At 72.3% G+C, this 16,650-nt stretch carries 15 protein-coding genes; all 15 read left to right on the forward strand.

Features of this window, described 5'->3' with window-relative positions:
• Positions 1 to 22 precede the first annotated feature (22 nt).
• The 15 genes from rsmH to ACMATS_RS28390 all read left to right on the forward strand — a co-directional run bounded on the left by rsmH (position 23) and on the right by ACMATS_RS28390 (position 16,600).
• Entirely contained in the window at positions 23 to 982 is a 960-nt protein-coding gene (rsmH, locus tag ACMATS_RS28320) for a 16S rRNA (cytosine(1402)-N(4))-methyltransferase RsmH (RefSeq protein WP_414169508.1), read from the forward strand.
• A complete protein-coding gene (locus ACMATS_RS28325) occupies positions 979 to 1,473 on the forward strand; it encodes a septum formation initiator family protein (protein WP_390777603.1) in 495 nt (164 codons plus the stop codon). The genes rsmH and ACMATS_RS28325 overlap by 4 nt, the downstream gene beginning before the upstream one ends.
• An 8-nt stretch (positions 1,474 to 1,481) precedes the next feature.
• Positions 1,482 to 3,401: a peptidoglycan D,D-transpeptidase FtsI family protein gene (locus tag ACMATS_RS28330; protein WP_390777602.1), complete on the forward strand. Its 1,920-nt coding sequence runs from the start codon at positions 1,482 to 1,484 to the stop codon at positions 3,399 to 3,401.
• Between the two features lie 12 nt (positions 3,402 to 3,413).
• Complete coding sequence (locus tag ACMATS_RS28335; RefSeq protein WP_414169509.1) at positions 3,414 to 5,117, forward strand: UDP-N-acetylmuramoyl-L-alanyl-D-glutamate--2,6-diaminopimelate ligase; 1,704 nt, start codon at positions 3,414 to 3,416, stop codon at positions 5,115 to 5,117.
• A 65-nt stretch (positions 5,118 to 5,182) separates the two neighbouring features.
• A complete protein-coding gene (locus tag ACMATS_RS28340) occupies positions 5,183 to 6,595 on the forward strand; it encodes a UDP-N-acetylmuramoyl-tripeptide--D-alanyl-D-alanine ligase (protein WP_414169510.1) in 1,413 nt (470 codons plus the stop codon).
• Complete coding sequence (gene mraY / locus ACMATS_RS28345) at positions 6,595 to 7,659, forward strand: phospho-N-acetylmuramoyl-pentapeptide-transferase (protein WP_336412561.1); 1,065 nt, start codon at positions 6,595 to 6,597, stop codon at positions 7,657 to 7,659. The genes ACMATS_RS28340 and mraY overlap by 1 nt, the downstream gene beginning before the upstream one ends.
• Complete coding sequence (gene murD, locus ACMATS_RS28350) at positions 7,641 to 9,104, forward strand: UDP-N-acetylmuramoyl-L-alanine--D-glutamate ligase (protein ID WP_414169511.1); 1,464 nt, start codon at positions 7,641 to 7,643, stop codon at positions 9,102 to 9,104. Before mraY ends, murD begins: the two co-directional genes overlap by 19 nt.
• 102 nt (positions 9,105 to 9,206) lie before the next feature.
• Complete coding sequence (ftsW, locus tag ACMATS_RS28355) at positions 9,207 to 10,535, forward strand: putative lipid II flippase FtsW (protein WP_390777957.1); 1,329 nt, start codon at positions 9,207 to 9,209, stop codon at positions 10,533 to 10,535.
• Positions 10,536 to 10,541: 6 nt separating this feature from the next.
• Positions 10,542 to 11,636 (forward strand): undecaprenyldiphospho-muramoylpentapeptide beta-N-acetylglucosaminyltransferase, encoded by a 1,095-nt coding sequence (gene murG, locus ACMATS_RS28360; protein ID WP_414169512.1) that lies wholly within the window; start codon positions 10,542 to 10,544, stop codon positions 11,634 to 11,636.
• 28 nt (positions 11,637 to 11,664) lie between these two features.
• On the forward strand, positions 11,665 to 12,525 hold the full coding sequence (locus ACMATS_RS28365) for a cell division protein FtsQ/DivIB (RefSeq protein WP_390777598.1): 861 nt from the start codon (positions 11,665 to 11,667) through the stop codon (positions 12,523 to 12,525).
• Positions 12,526 to 12,765: 240 nt separating this feature from the next.
• Positions 12,766 to 14,007 (forward strand): cell division protein FtsZ, encoded by a 1,242-nt coding sequence (gene ftsZ, locus ACMATS_RS28370; RefSeq protein ID WP_390777597.1) that lies wholly within the window; start codon positions 12,766 to 12,768, stop codon positions 14,005 to 14,007.
• A 28-nt stretch (positions 14,008 to 14,035) separates the two neighbouring features.
• A complete protein-coding gene (gene pgeF / locus ACMATS_RS28375; RefSeq protein WP_390777596.1) occupies positions 14,036 to 14,791 on the forward strand; it encodes a peptidoglycan editing factor PgeF in 756 nt (251 codons plus the stop codon).
• A gap of 3 nt (positions 14,792 to 14,794) precedes the next feature.
• Positions 14,795 to 15,514 carry a YggS family pyridoxal phosphate-dependent enzyme gene (locus ACMATS_RS28380; protein WP_414169513.1) on the forward strand — a complete coding sequence of 240 codons (720 nt, stop codon included), beginning with the start codon at positions 14,795 to 14,797 and terminating at the stop codon, positions 15,512 to 15,514.
• Between the two features lie 120 nt (positions 15,515 to 15,634).
• A complete protein-coding gene (locus ACMATS_RS28385) occupies positions 15,635 to 16,243 on the forward strand; it encodes a cell division protein SepF (RefSeq protein ID WP_336412554.1) in 609 nt (202 codons plus the stop codon).
• Between the two features lie 72 nt (positions 16,244 to 16,315).
• Positions 16,316 to 16,600: a YggT family protein gene (locus ACMATS_RS28390; RefSeq protein WP_086567466.1), complete on the forward strand. Its 285-nt coding sequence runs from the start codon at positions 16,316 to 16,318 to the stop codon at positions 16,598 to 16,600.
• Positions 16,601 to 16,650: the final 50 nt, after the last annotated feature.

Below are 16,650 nucleotides of genomic sequence, written 5' to 3' on the forward strand. Positions count from 1 at the left end.
GCCAGGACTCTCAGAAGGGCGCATGAGCAGCAACGCGCGACACGTCCCCGTCATGCTCCAGCGCTGCCTGGACATGCTCGCACCCGCTCTCGCCGCACCCGGCGCGGTCGTCGTCGACTGCACCCTGGGCGCGGGCGGGCACAGCGAGGCGCTGCTGAAGGCGTTCCCCGACGTCCGGCTCGTCGCCCTCGACCGCGACCCCACCGCCCTCGCCCTGGCCGGCGAGCGGCTGGCCCCCTACGGCGAGCGCGCCACGCTGGTGCGCGCCGTCTACCACGAGCTCCCCGAGGTGCTGGAGCGGCTCGGCATCCCCAAGGTGCAGGGCGTCCTGTTCGACCTCGGCGTGTCCTCCATGCAGCTCGACGAGGCCGACCGCGGCTTCGCCTACGCCCAGGACGCGCCGCTGGACATGCGCATGGACCAGACGACGGGCATGAGCGCGGCCGAGGTGCTCAACACCTACCCGCCCGGCGAGCTCGTCCGCATCCTGCGCGCCTACGGCGAGGAGAAGCAGGCCAAGCGCATCGTGTCGGCCATCGTCCGCGAGCGCGAGAAGGAGCCCTTCAGCAACAGCGCCCGGCTCGTCGACCTGATCCGCGAGGCGCTGCCGCAGGCCGCCAAGCGCACCGGCGGCAACCCCGCCAAGCGCACCTTCCAGGCGCTGCGCATCGAGGTCAACGCCGAGCTGGCCAGCGTCGAGCAGGCCATCCCGGCCGCCGTCGCCGCGCTCGCCGTCGGCGGCCGGATCGCCGTGCTGTCGTACCAGTCCCTGGAGGACCGCATCGTCAAGCAGGTCTTCGCCGCGGGCGCGGCCAGCACCGCGCCGCCCGGGCTGCCCGTCGTCCCCGAGCGCTACCAGCCCCGGCTGAAGCTGCTCACGCGCGGCGCCGAGCTGCCCACCGAGGAGGAGATCGCCGAGAACCGGCGCGCCGCCCCCGCCCGGCTGCGCGGTGCCGAGCGCATCCGCGAGGACGTGGAGTGAGCCCCGCGGGGCGCGGCCGGGGCGCCTGGCTGGTGCGACTGCTGCCGATGGGCCGCCTGGGAACCAAGCGGACCCCGTTCGTGCTGCTGACCGTGGTGCTGCTCGGCTCCGGGCTGATCTCGCTGCTGCTCCTCAACTCCTCGCTCAACCAGGGCTCGTTCGAGCTCAGCAAGCTCCAGCGCGGGACGACCGAGCTGACCGACCAGCAGCAGGCCCTGCAGCAGGAGGTCGACCAGCTCGCCGCCCCCGACGCGCTCGCCCGCCGCGCCCGCGAACTGGGCATGATCCCCGGCGGCAGCCCCGTCTTCCTCCGGCCCGACGGCACCGTCATCGGCACCCCCGCCCCGGCCGGCACGGGCACCGCCGACAACGCCTCGTACACCGGGCCGGGCGCCCCGCCCCCGGCCGTCGTGCCCCCGCCCCCCGCCGGCAACCGCCCGGCGGCGCCGGGGCGGCAGCCCGGCCCCGTCCTTCCCGCGCAGGTCAGGTAGGTGATGTCGTGACGGCGCCCAGGCAGCCCCGCCGCCCGGTCCCGGGCCCCGCACGGCCCGCAGCACGCCCTGCCGCGCGCCCCCCGCGCCCCGGCACGGGCAACCGGCCGCTCCGGCTGGCCAGCCCGCGCCCTCGGCTGCGCCTGATCGGCGCCGGGCTCACCGTGGTGATGCTGGTCTTCACCGGGCGGCTGCTGCAGGTGCAGGCGCTCGACGCCAACACCTACGCGGCCCGGGCCAACGCCCACCGCTACATGCCCGTCACGCTGGCCGCCGAGCGCGGCTCCATCACCGACCGCAACGGCGTGAACCTGGCGACCACCGTCGACGCCTACGACATCACCGCCGACCCCGACCTGCTCACCCCGGAGCGGACCAAGGTCCAGGGCGCGGCCCGGCAGGCCGCCGAGCTGCTCGCGCCCGTCCTTGACGACGACGCGGACGGCATCGAGGCCAAGCTCACGGCCAACCCCAAGTCCAAGTACGTCGTCCTCGCCCGCCGCCAGAGCCCCCAGGTCTGGAACCGGATCAAGGCCCTCAAGCAGCAGCAGGCCGAGCGGGCCCGGCACAAGCAGGGGCCCAACGTCCTGGCCGGCGTGGGCCGCGAGGCCCAGGGCAAGCGCGTCTACCCCAACGGGGACCTCGCCGCCGGGACCCTGGGCTTCGTCAACGCGCAGGGCCAGGGCGCCGGAGGCATCGAGGGGCAGCTCAACGAGCTCCTGGCGGGCAAGAACGGCAAGCGCGTCTACACCCAGACCTCCGGCCGCCAGGTGATCGACGGCAGCCCCTCGGAGCAGGCCGCCGTGCCCGGCTCCGACGTGCAGCTGACCATCGACCGGGACATCCAGTGGGCCGCCCAGGACGCCATCACCCGCCAGGTGGAGAAGTCCGGCGCGGACCGCGGCTACGTCGTCGTCCAGGACACCCGCACCGGCGAGATCCTCGCCATGGCCAACGCCCCCGGCTACAACCCCAACGACCTCGGCCACGCCGACCGGGCCGCCCTGGGCAACGCCGCCCTCCAGGACGCCTACGAGCCCGGCAGCGTCAGCAAGGTCATGACCATGGCCGCCGTCCTGGAGGAGGGCGTCGCCCGGCCGGACACCCACGTGGAGGTGCCCAACCGGCTGCCGCGCGCCGACCGCTCCTTCGCCGACGACGTCGACCACCCCACCTGGCACCTCACCCTCAACGGCGTGCTCGCCAAGTCCAGCAACATCGGCACCATCCTCGCCAGCGAACAGCTCGGCAAGACCCGCGAGCAGGCCAACGACGTCCTCTACGGCTACCTGCGCAAGTTCGGCATCGGCCGCCCCACCGGCCTGGGCTTCCCCGGCGAGACCCCGGGCCTGCTGGCCAAGCCGGGGGACTGGAAGTCCTCCCGCGCCTACACCATCCCCTTCGGCCAGGGCCTGTCCCTCAACGCCGTGCAGGCCGCGTCCGTGTACTCCACCATCGCGGCCGGCGGCGAGCGCATCCAGCCCACCCTGGTGCGCGGCTCCAAGGGGCCCGACGGCCGCTTCGCGCAGGCCCCGGCGCCCTCCCGGATGCGGGTGGTCGGCGAGAAGACCGCCCACGAGCTCACCGAGATGCTGGAGTCGGTCGTGGACGACCGCGAGGGCACCGGCACCAAGGCGGCCATCCCCGGCTACCGCGTCGCGGGCAAGACCGGCACGTCCAACCGGGTGGATCCGCGCACCGGCCGCTACCACGGCTACACGGCCTCCTTCGCCGGCTTCGCGCCCGCCGACCAGCCCCGGGTCACCGTCTACTGCGCCATCCAGAACCCCACCCAGGGCAGCTACTTCGGCGGGCAGATCTGCGGGCCGGTCTTCAAGCAGGTCATGGAGTTCACCCTGAAGTCCCTCCAGGTGCCGCCGTCGGGCTCGCAGGCCCCCCGGCTGCCGGTGAGCTACGACGGCCAGTGAGCCGGGTCCGCCGTGACGACGATCACGTCCGCCCCCGGGAACCACGCCCCGGCGTGCCCCTCGCTTCGCGGCGGAGCGGGTGCGCCCGGTACGCTCACCGCCGTGCCCCACGCTGATCAGTACCGCAACACCACCCCCGAGGACGCCGCCCCGGCCACCCCGGGAGCGCCGCGCCCCACCCAGGTCCGCCCCGTGCCGCTCACGGAGCTCGCCGGTCAGCTGGGCATCACCGCTCCCCGGGACGCCGCCGCGACGGCCGTCACCGGGATCACCCACAACTCGCGGGCCGTGCGCCCCGGTGACGTCTACGCCGCCCTGCCCGGCGCCCGCTTCCACGGCGCCGACTTCGCCGCCCAGGCCGCCGGCCTCGGCGCCGCGGCGATCCTGACCGACCCGGCCGGCGCCGAGCGCGCCGCCGCCACCGGTCTGCCGGTGCTCGCCGTGGAGGACCCGCGCGGCCGGATGGGTGCCCTCGCGGCGACGGTCTACGGCGAGCCGGGCCGCGACCTGCTGCAGATCGGCATCACCGGCACCTCCGGCAAGACCACCACCGCCTACCTCATCGAGGGCGGTCTGAAGGCCGCAGGCGGCTTGACGGGCCTGATCGGCACCGTCGAGTCCCGCATCGGCGACGAGCGCCTGAAATCGGAGCGCACCACCCCCGAGGCCACGGACCTGCAGGCGCTCTTCGCGGTCATGCGCGAGCGCGGCGTCCGCTCGGTCGCCATGGAGGTCTCCAGCCACGCCCTGCGGCTCGGCCGCGTCGACGGCTGCACCTTCGACGTGGCGGTCTTCAACAACCTCAGCCCGGAGCACATGGAGTTCCACACGGGCATGGAGGACTACTTCGCCGCCAAGGCCGAGCTGTTCACCAAGGAGCGCAGCCGCCTCGGCGTGGTCAACCTCGACGACGAGTACGGGCGCCGTCTCGCCGGGGGCGAGTCCGAGGTGCCGGTCGTCACCTTCTCCGCCGAGGGCCGCCCCGAGGCCGACTGGCGCGCCGTCGACGTCGAGATCGGCCCGTTCGACTCCGCCTTCACCGTGCAGGGCCCCGACGGCGTGACCGTCCGGGCGAAGTCCCCGCTGGCCGGCCCGTTCAACGTCGCCAACGCGCTCGCCGCGATCGTCGCGCTCGTCGCCGCCGGCCTGGAGCCGCAGGCCGCCGCCGACGGCGTCGCCGCCGTGCCCGGCGTCCCGGGCCGTCTGGAGCGCGTCGACGCGGGCCAGCCGTACCTGGCGGTCGTCGACTACGCGCACAAGACGGACGCCGTCGAATCGGTTCTCCGCGCGCTGCGCACGCCCGGCGTCGGCCGCATCCACGCCGTCCTGGGCTGCGGCGGCGACCGGGACCGCACCAAGCGCGCCCCCATGGGCGCCGCGGTGGCCCGCTACGCCGACACGGCCGTGCTTACCTCCGACAACCCCCGCTCCGAGGATCCCCTCGCGATCCTCGCCGCCATGCTCACGGGCGCCGCCGAGGTGCCGGCCGCCGAGCGCGGCACCGTCCTCGTGCTCGAGGACCGTGCCGTCGCCGTCGCCGCCGCCGTCGCCCGAGCCGAACCCGGCGACATCGTCCTGGTCCTGGGCAAGGGCCATGAACAGGGACAGGACATCGCCGGAGTGGTACGCCCCTTCGACGACCGCCGGGTGCTGCGCGAGGCCATCGAGGCCGCGCAGCCGAGCGCGGTGGCCAAGCACCGGAACGACCAGGGATGACAGACCGCCATGTGCGCACACACCTCCCCCCGGAAGCTCTCCAGAACGGCTGGAGGCGAGGACCGGTGATCGAGCTGTCCCTCGCCGAGATCGCCGCCGTCACGGGCGGGCAGCAGTACGACATACCGGACCCGGCACGCGCCGTCACCGGCCCCGTCGTCATCGACTCCCGTGAGGTGCGGCCCGGCAGCCTGTTCGCCGCGCTGCCCGGGGACAACGTCGACGGCCACGACTACGCCGAACGCGCGGTCGCCGCGGGCGCGGTGGCCGTGCTGGCCTCCCGGCCCGTCGGCGTGCCCGCCGTCGTCGTCGACGACGTCGTGGCCGCCCTCGGCGCCCTGGCCCGCGCCGTGGTGGCGAAGCTGGGCACCACCGTGGTCGGCCTGACCGGCTCGGCCGGCAAGACCAGCACCAAGGACCTGATCGCCCAGCTCCTGCAGGGCCTCGGCCCGACCGTGTGGACGCCCGGCTCGCTGAACAACGAGATCGGCCTGCCGCTGACCGCGCTGCGTGCCGACGCCGGGACCAGGCACCTCGTCCTGGAGATGGGCGCCCGCGGCATCGGCCACATCCGCTACCTCGCGGAGCTCACCCCGCCGCGCATCGGCGTCGTCCTCAACGTCGGCACCGCCCACGTCGGCGAGTTCGGCGGCCGCGAGCAGATCGCCGTGGCCAAGGGCGAGCTGGTGGAGGCGCTGCCGGACGACGGCGTCGCCGTGCTCAACGCCGACGACCCGCTCGTCCGGGCGATGAGCAGCCGCACGAAGGCCCGGACGGTCCTGTTCGGCGAGGCCGCCGACGCGGACGTCCGTGCGGTGGACGTCCGTCTCGACGCCATGGGACGGCCCGCGTTCACGCTTCACACACCCACCGGGTGCGGCGAAGTGACCATGCAGCTGTACGGTGAGCACCACGTGTCGAACGCGCTCGCCGCGGCCGCCGTCGCCCATGAGCTGGGCATGCCCGCGCAGGACATCGCCAGTGCGCTCTCCGGCGCGGGCCAGCTCTCGCGCTGGCGCATGGAGGTCACCGAGCGGGCGGACGGCGTGACGGTCGTCAACGACGCCTACAACGCGAACCCCGAGTCCATGAGAGCCGCACTGCGCGCGCTCGCCGCCATGGGCGAGGCCTCACGGGCACAGGGGGGACGGACGTGGGCGGTGCTCGGCCGGATGGCCGAGCTCGGCGAGGAGTCACTCGCCGAGCACGACGCGGTCGGGCGGCTCGCCGTCCGGCTCAACGTCAGCAAGCTCGTGGCAGTCGGTGACCGGGAAGCGGCCTGGCTGCAGATGGGCGCCTACAACGAGGGTTCGTGGGGTGAGGAGTCGGTGCACGTGTCCGACGCGCAGGCGGCGGTCGACCTGTTGCGCAGTGAGCTGCGCCCGGGAGACGTCGTACTGGTGAAGGCGTCCCGTTCGGTGGGGCTGGAGCGGGTGGCCGAGCAGCTGCTCGCGGTCGACGGTGAGGTCGCCGGCTGATGAACCAGATCCTCTTCGCGGGTGTCATCGGTCTGGTCCTGACCCTCATTGGCACCCCGCTGCTGATCAAGTTCCTGGCCCGCAAGGGCTACGGCCAGTTCATCCGTGACGACGGCCCGCGCGGCCACGCCGGGAAGAAGGGCACGCCCACCATGGGTGGCATCGCCTTCATCCTGGCCACGCTGATCGCCTATGCGATCACCAAGGTGATCACCAGCAAGGAGCCGACCACCTCGGGTCTGCTGGTGCTCTTCCTGACCGCCGGCATGGGCCTGGTCGGCTTCCTCGACGACTACATCAAGATCGTCAAGCAGCGGAGCCTGGGCCTGCGCGCCAAGGCGAAGATGGCCGGCCAGCTGATCGTCGGCATCGCCTTCGCCGTCCTCGCGCTGCAGTTCGCCGACGTCCGGGGCCAGACGCCGGCCTCCACCCGGCTCTCCTTCACCACGGACTTCGGCTGGTCGATCGGCCCGGTGCTGTTCGTGGTCTGGGCGCTGTTCATGATCCTCGCGATGTCGAACGGCGTGAACCTCACCGACGGCCTCGACGGCCTCGCCACCGGCGCCTCCGTGATGGTCTTCGGCGCGTACGTCTTCATCGGCACCTGGCAGCACGGCCAGTGGTGCGGCAACGCGCTCACCGCCGGCGCCGCCTGCTACGAGGTGCGCGACCCGCTCGACCTCGCCGTCGTCGCCTCCGCGCTGATGGGCTCCTGCTTCGGCTTCCTGTGGTGGAACACCTCGCCCGCCAAGATCTTCATGGGCGACACCGGCTCGCTCGCCCTCGGCGGCGCGCTCGCGGGCCTGGCGATCTGCTCCCGCACCGAGCTGCTGCTCGCCCTCCTCGGCGGCCTGTTCGTACTGATCACCATGTCCGTGATCATCCAGGTCGGCTCGTTCCGGCTCACCGGGAAGCGCGTCTTCCGGATGGCCCCGCTCCAGCACCACTTCGAACTCAAGGGGTGGAGCGAGGTCCTGGTGGTGGTCCGGTTCTGGATCATCCAGGGCCTGTGCGTGGCCGTCGGCCTCGGAATCTTCTACGCGGGATGGCTGGCCATCAAGTGACCTCCTCATGGAGCGGTAAGCACATCACCGTCGCCGGCCTCGGCGTGAGCGGCATCAGCGCCGCCCGCGCCCTGGCCGGCCTCGGCGCCCGGGTCACCGTCGTCGACGGCGGCGACAACGAGGTGCTGCGCGACCGGGCCGCCTCCCTGGCGGCCGGCGACATCACCGTCCGCCTCGGCGACGCGACGACCCTGCCCGAGGGCACCGACCTGGTCGTCACCTCGCCCGGCTGGAAGCCCGACAGCCCGCTCTTCGCGGCCGCCGCGCAGGCGGGCGTCGACGTGGTGGGCGACGTGGAGATCGCCTGGCAGCTGCGCGGGGAGCCCCAGGAAACAGCCGCCCCCTGGCTCGCCGTCACCGGCACCAACGGCAAGACCACCACCGTCCAGATGCTCGCCTCCATCCTGGAGGCCGCCGGGCTGCGCACCGCCGCCGTCGGCAACATCGGCACCCCGATCATCGACGTCGTGCTCTCCCAGGAGCCGTACGACGTCCTCGCCGTGGAGCTCTCCAGCTACCAGCTGCACTGGGCGCCCTCGCTGCGCCCGCACTCCGCCGCCGTGCTCAACCTGGCGCCGGACCACCTCGACTGGCACGGCTCGATGGCCGCCTACGCCGCCGACAAGGGCCGTATCTACGAGGGCAACAAGGTCGCCTGCGTGTACAACACCGCCGACCCCGCCACCGAGCGGCTCGTCCAGCAGGCCGACGTCGAGGAGGGCTGCCGCGCCATCGGCTTCACCCTCGGCCCGCCCGGCCTGTCCGAGCTGGGCGTCGTCGACGGCATCCTGGTGGACCGGGCCTTCGTGGCCGACCGGCGCACCAGCGCCCAGGAGCTGGCCGAGGTCGCCGACATCGCGCCGTCCTCGGGGCAGCCCGCCGCCCCGCACAACATCGCCAACGCCCTCGCGGCCGCCGCCCTCGCCCGTGCCTTCGGCGTGGAGCCCGCGGCCGTCCGGGCGGGGCTGCGCGCCTTCCGGCCGGACGCCCACCGCATCGCCCACGTCGCCGACGTGGACGGCGTGGCCTACGTGGACGACTCCAAGGCCACCAACACCCACGCCGCCGAGGCCTCGCTGGCCGCGTACGGCTCGATCGTGTGGATCGCGGGCGGCCTCGCCAAGGGCGCCACCTTCGACGAGCTCGTCGCATCGTCGGCGAAGCGGCTGCGCGGAGCGGTCCTCATCGGGGCCGACCGCGGTCTGATCGGGGAAGCCCTGGCGCGACACGCCCCGGATGTGCCGGTGACCGACCTCGACCGGACCGACACTGGGGCGATGGCCGCGGCGGTCCGCGAGGCGGCACGCCTCGCCCGGCCGGGGGACACCGTCCTCCTGGCCCCGGCGTGTGCCTCGATGGACATGTTCGCCAACTACAACAAGCGCGGCGACGCCTTCGCCGAGGCCGTCCTGGCCCTGGCCGCCGGCCGCGAAGCGGACGAGTAGTCGCCGGGTTCCGCGGCGCGGGCCGGCGGTGCGGGACACTGCGGAGGGGACACCCGGATGCATGACGACTTCGTGTGGCCCGGCGGCGCCCTCGGCGGGCCGATGGCGCTGCGCGGGCCCTCCGCGGGCTCCCGGCCCGCCCGCCCGCCCCGCGTACGGGCGACGGCCCGGTCGCCCCGGCCGCCGCGCCGCGGCACCTCCGGGCCGCGCGGGCTCTACCTGCGCGCCAGGAAGGCCTGGGACCGGCCGCTGACCGCCTACTACCTGATCCTCGGCGGCAGCCTGCTGATCCTCGTGCTCGGCCTGGTGATGGTCTACTCCGCCTCCCAGATCAAGGCGCTGCAGTCCGGCCTGGCGCCCTCCTACTTCTTCCGCAAACAGCTGCTCGCGGCCGCCATCGGCTCCGTGCTGCTGCTCGCGGCCGCCCGCACCCCCGTCCGGCTGCTGCGCACCCTGGCGTACCCGCTGCTGGCCGGCTCGGTCTTCCTGCTCTGCCTGGTGCAGGTGCCCGGCATCGGCGAGACCATCAACGGCAACACCAACTGGATCTCGCTGGGCGGGCCCTTCCAGCTCCAGCCGAGCGAGTTCGCCAAGCTCGCGCTGGTCCTGTGGGGCGCGGACCTGCTGGCCCGCAAGCAGGTCAAGCGGCTGCTCCTGCAGTGGAAGCACCTGCTGGTCCCGCTGGTGCCCGTCACCTTCCTGCTGCTCGGCCTGATCATGCTGGGCGGCGACATGGGGACCACGGTCGTGCTCACCGCGGTGCTGCTGGGCCTGCTGTGGGTGGCCGGGGCGCCGACCAAGCTGTTCACCGCCGTCTTCGGCGTCACCGCCGCGCTGGCCATACTGTTCATCAAGACCAGTGCCAACCGGATGTCCCGGCTCGCCTGCATCGGTGCCACCGATCCGGGGACGAACGACCAGTGCTGGCAGGCCGTGCACGGAATCTACGCGCTGGCCAACGGCGGCTGGTTCGGTGCCGGGCTCGGGGCAAGTGTGGAAAAATGGGGTGAACTCCCCGAACCTCACACCGACTTCATCTTCGCCATCACCGGCGAGGAGCTGGGGCTGGCGGGGACGCTGTCGGTACTCGCCCTGTTCGCGGCTCTAGGCTATGCGGGTATCCGCGTGGCCGGACGCACGGAGGACCCCTTCGTGAGGTATGCCGCGGGAGGCGTGACGACCTGGATCATGGCGCAGGCCACGGTCAACATCGGTGCGGTGCTCGGCCTGCTGCCGATCGCCGGTGTCCCGCTCCCGCTGTTCTCCTACGGAGGGTCCGCCCTGCTGCCGACCATGTTCGCCGTCGGGCTGCTGATCGCCTTCGCGCGCGACGAGCCCGGTGCACGGGCGGCACTGGCCATGCGGCAGCCTGGGGTGAGATGGAAGACGATGAGACGGCGCGTCAAGAAGCGACCGTCCGGAGAGCGGTGAATTTCGGTGCATGTCGTACTCGCCGGCGGGGGGACCGCCGGCCACATCGAGCCCGCGCTCGCCCTCGCGGACGCCCTGCGCAGGCAGGACCCGACCGTGGGGATCACGGCGCTCGGCACGGAGCGGGGCCTGGAGACCCGCCTGGTGCCCGAGCGGGGCTACGAGCTGGGGCTGATCCCCGCCGTGCCGCTGCCCCGCAAGCCCACGCCCGAGCTGATCACCGTCCCCGGGCGGCTGCGCGGCACCATCAAGGCCGCCGAGCAGATCCTGGAGCGCACCAAGGCGGACTGCGTGGTCGGCTTCGGCGGCTATGTGGCGCTGCCGGGCTACCTGGCCGCCAAGCGGCGCGGCGTGCCCATCATCGTCCACGAGGCCAACGCCCGCCCCGGCCTGGCCAACAAGATCGGCTCGCGCTACGCCGCCTCGGTGGCGGTGAGCACCCCGGACAGCAAGCTGCGCAACGCCCGCTACGTCGGCATCCCGCTGCGCCGCTCCATCGCCACGCTGGACCGGGCGGCCCTGCGCTTCGAGGCCCGGGCGGTCTTCGGGCTCGATCCCAACCTGCCGACGCTGCTGGTCTCCGGCGGCTCGCAGGGCGCCCGCCGGCTGAACGAGGTCGTCCAGGCGGTCGTGCCGTTCCTCCAGCGTTCCGGCATTCAGGTGCTGCACGCGGTCGGCCCGAAGAATGAGCTGCCGCATGTGGACAACATGCCTGGAATGCCCCCCTATGTCCCGGTACCGTATCTGGACCGGATGGATCTTGCGTACGCCGCGGCCGACATGATGCTCTGCCGCGCGGGCGCGATGACCGTCGCCGAGCTGTCGGCCGTCGGCCTCCCCGCGGCCTACGTTCCGCTGCCCATCGGAAACGGCGAGCAGCGGCTCAACGCCCAGCCGCTGGTCAAGGCCGGCGGCGGTCTGCTGGTCGACGACGCGGAACTGACCCCCGAGTGGGTGCAGAGCCAGGTGCTCCCGGTGCTCGGCGATCCGCACCGGCTGTACGAGATGTCCCGCGCCGCCGCCGAGTTCGGCCGCCGGGACGCCGACGAGCTGCTGGTCGGCATGGTGTACGAGGCGATTGCCGCACACAGAGCGGGCTGACGGCCCGTAGAGGCAGGAGGCTGGGAGCGTGGCCGGACCGACGACCGCCCGGCGCGGTGGCGAGAAGAGCAACAAGCAGAAGTCTTCGAAGTCAGCGCGGAAACCGGGGGCGTCCGGCCCGCCCCGGCCCGGCGGCAAGCCCCGCAAGGGCCGCCCCCGCATCCCCCGGCCCCGCCCCTCCCGGCTCTCCCGGCGCCGCAGGATCGTCGTCTGGGCGGCGGGCGCGGTGCTGGCGGGCGCCGCCTCCGTCTGGGCGCTGTACGGGGCCGCCTGGCTGCGCGTCAGCCAGGTGGAGGTCGAGGGCACACAGGCGCTGACGGCCGACGAGGTCCGGGCGGCCGCCCGGGTGCCGCTCGGCGAGCCGCTGGTCTCGGTGGACACCGACGCCATCGCGGACCGGCTGCGCGACGGGCTGCCCAGGATCCGGACGGTCGACGTCGAACGGTCCTGGCCGCACGCAATCAGTCTCAAAGTGACCGAGCGACAGCCCCAAGTAGTCCTCGAAAAGGGCGGCAAGTTCATTGAAATCGACTCCATGGGCGTGCGGTTCGCCACAGTCGATCAAGCTCCGCAGGGCGCCACGCGACTGCTGATGGACACCCAGGACACGCCGGGCGCCCGCGGGTTCGGCGCCGACCGGCTCGAGCGCGAGGCCGTCGAGGTCATGGGCGACCTGCCCCCCGAGGTCCGCAAGGACACCACCGCGGTCCGCGTACGTTCGTACGACTCCATCACCCTGGAACTGACAGGCGGCCGGACTGTGGTCTGGGGCAGCAGCGAGCGGGGCGACGCGAAAGCCCGTACGCTCACGGCATTGCTCAAGGCCGCAAGGGGCGCGAACCACTTCGATGTGAGTGCTCCGAGCGCCCCCGCGGTGTCCGGGAGTTGACGCCGCGTACGTCGGGCCAGCACCCTGGCTGGCTACGGCTATGGGTGATCACATAGGGTGAAAAGAAAAACGGGAGGTTCGGCGTGTTCGTTGAACGCGCGCGCCTTGTCGACTTAGTGTCCTGCTTCAGAGAACCCAGGGAACAGTGACACCGGTAACCCTAAACTTCAACGTTAGGGTTCGGGTCGGCATTGAGAACCGCCCCCAGGCATACGTAACTCGAGGCGAGAGGCCTTCGACGTGGCAGCACCGCAGAACTACCTCGCAGTCATCAAGGTCGTCGGTATCGGCGGCGGTGGCGTGAACGCCATCAACCGGATGATCGAGGTCGGTCTCAAGGGCGTCGAGTTCATCGCGATCAACACCGATGCACAGGCCCTGCTGATGAGCGACGCCGATGTGAAACTCGATGTCGGCCGTGAGCTCACCCGTGGCCTCGGCGCCGGCGCCAACCCCGACGTCGGCCGCAAGGCCGCCGAGGACCACCGCGAGGAGATCGAGGAGGTCCTCAAGGGGGCCGACATGGTCTTCGTGACGGCCGGCGAGGGCGGCGGCACCGGCACCGGCGGCGCGCCCGTCGTGGCCAACATCGCCCGCTCGCTGGGCGCGCTGACGATCGGTGTGGTCACCCGGCCGTTCACCTTCGAGGGCCGCCGCCGCGCCAACCAGGCGGAGGACGGCATCGCGGGGCTGCGCGACGAGGTCGACACCCTCATCGTCATCCCCAACGACCGGCTGCTGTCCATCTCGGACCGCCAGGTCAGCGTGCTGGACGCGTTCAAGTCCGCGGACCAGGTGCTGCTGTCGGGCGTCCAGGGCATCACCGACCTGATCACCACCCCGGGTCTGATCAACCTCGACTTCGCCGACGTCAAGTCCGTGATGTCCGAGGCCGGCTCGGCCCTCATGGGCATCGGCTCGGCCCGCGGCGACGACCGCGCGGTGGCCGCGGCCGAGATGGCGATCTCCTCGCCGCTGCTGGAGGCGTCCATCGACGGCGCCCGCGGCGTCCTGCTCTCCATCTCCGGTGGCTCGGACCTCGGTCTCTTCGAGATCAACGAGGCCGCGCAGCTGGTCAGCGAGGCCGCCCACCCCGAGGCCAACATCATCTTCGGTGCCGTCATCGACGACGCCCTGGGCGACGAGGTCCGGGTCACGGTCATCGCCGCCGGCTTCGACGGCGGACAGCCGCCGGCCAAGGGCAGCCGCGACAAGGTGCTCGGCTCCACCTACGGTTCCGGCCGCGAGGAGAGCACCTCCACGACCTCGGCCCCCGGCCGCCCGGCCACCGCGCCGGAGACGCCGGCCCGTTCGTCCTTCGGCGGCCTCGGCGGCGTGACCCCGCGCACCGAGGAGCCCGGACCGGTGGACCCGTCCCCGGTCGCCGAGGTGCCCCCGCCGCCGGCGCCGCCCATCCCGACGGCCCGCCCGTACCAGGACTCGACGGCCGAGGAACTGGACGTTCCGGACTTCCTCAAGTAAGCGACCAGGAACGGGTGAACGGGCCCACGTGATAGGGCAGCAGCACACAGTGCCCCCCGCAGCACATACGGCACATGCACGCGGCGCGCACTTCGCCTTCACCGACAGGTGGGGCGGAGTGAGCGCCGCTCCGTATGCGGAGCTCAACCTCGGCGGCGCGGTCGGCGACGACCCGGAGGCCGTGCGGACCAACCGGGCGCGCGCGGCCGGGGCCCTCGGCCTCGACCCGGCGGCGGTCGTCTGGATGAACCAGGTGCACGGCCGCGACGTGGCCGTGGTGGACGGGCCCTGGCGGACCGGGGAGATCCCGGCCGTCGACGCGGTGGTGACGGCCCGTCGGGAACTGGCCCTCGCGGTGCTGACCGCCGACTGCACCCCGGTGCTGCTGGCGGACCCGGTCGCCGGGGTCGCGGGCGCGGCGCACGCCGGGCGCCCGGGCCTGGTCGCCGGGGTCGTGCCGGCCGTGGTCGAGGCCATGACCGGGCTCGGCGCCGAGCCGGCCCGGATCGTCGCCCACCTCGGCCCCTCGGTCTGCGGACTCTGCTACGAGGTGCCGGAGGCCATGCGCGACGAGGTCGCCGCGGTGGTCCCGGAGGCCCGGGCCACCACCCGGCAGGGCACCCCGGCCGTGGACGTGGCCCGGGGCGTCGCCGCCCAGCTCGCCCGACTGGGCGTCACGGTCGGCGGGACGTCTCCCGTGTGCACGCTGGAGTCCGCGGACCACTTCTCCTACCGACGCGAGCGCACGACGGGGCGACTCGCCAGTTACGTCTGGCTGGACTGAGCAGTGACGGACCGTAGAACCCAACTGGCCGGGAACCTCGCCCGGGTGGAGGAACGTATCGCCGCCGCCTGCGCCGCGGCCGGCCGGCAGCGGGACGAGGTGACGCTCATCGTGGTCACCAAGACCTACCCGGCGAGTGACATCCGTCTCCTCGCGGAGCTGGGGGTCCGTCATGTGGCCGAGAACCGCGACCAGGACGCCGCCCCCAAGGCAGCGGAATGTTCGGATCTGCCTCTGACTTGGCATTTTGTTGGTCAATTGCAGACAAACAAAGTGCGCTCGGTGGTCCGGTACGCCGACGTCGTGCACTCCGTCGACCGAACCCGACTGGTGACGGCGCTCTCGACGGCGGCGGTGGGCGCGGGCCGCGAGCTCGACTGCCTGATCCAGGTGGCGCTCGACGCGGAGTCGGGCGAGCGGGGTTCGCGCGGCGGAGTCGCCCCCGACGGGGTGGCCGAACTGGCCGGGGCCCTCGCGTCGGCCGAAGGGCTGCGACCCGCCGGACTGATGACGGTTGCTCCACTTGCCGGGCCGTTCGCGGGGCGGCCGGGGGCGGCCTTCGGGCGGCTGATGGAAATCGCAACGGACCTGCGCGCGGCCCATCCTGCTGCGAACATGGTGTCAGCAGGGATGAGCGCGGACCTCGAAGAGGCCGTTGCGGCCGGTGCGACACATGTACGTGTCGGCTCGGCGGTACTCGGAGTCCGACCCCGGCTCGGGTAACGTCGCCAAGAAGTCGGACCACAGCAGAAAATATGGTCATTCCCGTCAATCGGCGGGCGGACCACGTGGATCCGGGCCCGTTGACGGAGCCGATCCACCACAGAGCGGAGGACGCAGAGAATGGCCGGCGCGATGCGCAAGATGGCGGTCTACCTCGGCCTCGTGGAGGACGATGGGTACGACGGCCCGGGGTTCGACCCCGACGACGAGTTCGAGCCCGAGCCGGAGCCCGACCGGCGTCGGCAGCACCAGCCCCACCAAACCCAACAGGCGCAATCGGACGAACCGGTCCGAGTCGCCCAGCCGCCCGCCCAGCGCGAACCGGCTCCGCTCGTAGCGGAAACGGGACGACCCGCCCGAATCGCCCCCGTGTCGTCCATCACACCCGAACGCCACTCTCTGGAGAAGAACGCACCGGTGATCATGCCCAAGGTTGTGTCCGAGCGGGAGCCCTACCGCATCACGACATTGCACCCCCGGACCTACAACGAGGCCCGTACCATCGGGGAACACTTCCGCGAAGGTACTCCGGTGATCATGAATCTCACGGAGATGGACGACACCGACGCGAAGCGACTGGTGGACTTCGCGGCCGGTCTGGTCTTCGGACTGCACGGCAGCATCGAGCGGGTGACGCAGAAGGTGTTCCTGCTGTCTCCTGCTAACGTCGATGTCACGGCGGAGGACAAGGCCCGCATCGCAGAGGGTGGGTTCTTCAACCAGAGCTGAGACGCAAGACCGGGCAATCCGGGCAAACGGCCAGTCAGGCCGAGTACGAGCAAGGGGAGAGGGAAGCGCGAGATGGGAATCGCACAGCAGGTGATCTACATCGCGCTGTACTGCTTCCTGATCGTGCTGATCTTCCGGCTGGTGATGGACTACGTCTTCCAGTTCGCCCGCTCATGGCAACCCGGTAAGGCGATGGTGGTCCTCCTGGAGGCCACCTACACTGTCACCGACCCGCCACTCAAGCTTCTGCGGCGGGTCATCCCGCCGCTGCGTCTCGGGGGCGTGGCGCTCGACCTGTCCTTCTTCGTACTGATGATCATCGTCTACATCCTGATCACCGTCGTGAGCCGGCTGTGAACGCGGCTGTGAACGATACGGTCTTGCCGATTGCCGACGACTACGTTGAG

Origin of the sequence: Streptoverticillium reticulum, assembly GCF_047456005.1 — a bacterium.
In the GTDB taxonomy this organism is placed as follows: Bacteria; Actinomycetota; Actinomycetes; order Streptomycetales; family Streptomycetaceae; genus Streptomyces; species Streptomyces reticulum.

What these genes read in the sequence shown, in the direction of transcription:
- rsmH (WP_414169508.1), top strand. Translation starts at nt 23, where the DNA reads ATGAGCAGCAACGCGCGACACGTCCCCGTCATGCTCCAGCGCTGCCTG.
- mraY (WP_336412561.1), top strand. Translation starts at nt 6,595, where the DNA reads ATGAACCAGATCCTCTTCGCGGGTGTCATCGGTCTGGTCCTGACCCTC.
- murD (WP_414169511.1), top strand. Translation starts at nt 7,641, where the DNA reads ATGGCTGGCCATCAAGTGACCTCCTCATGGAGCGGTAAGCACATCACC.
- ftsW (WP_390777957.1), top strand. Translation starts at nt 9,207, where the DNA reads ATGGCGCTGCGCGGGCCCTCCGCGGGCTCCCGGCCCGCCCGCCCGCCC.
- ACMATS_RS28385 (WP_336412554.1), top strand. Translation starts at nt 15,635, where the DNA reads ATGGCCGGCGCGATGCGCAAGATGGCGGTCTACCTCGGCCTCGTGGAG.
- ACMATS_RS28390 (WP_086567466.1), top strand. Translation starts at nt 16,316, where the DNA reads ATGGGAATCGCACAGCAGGTGATCTACATCGCGCTGTACTGCTTCCTG.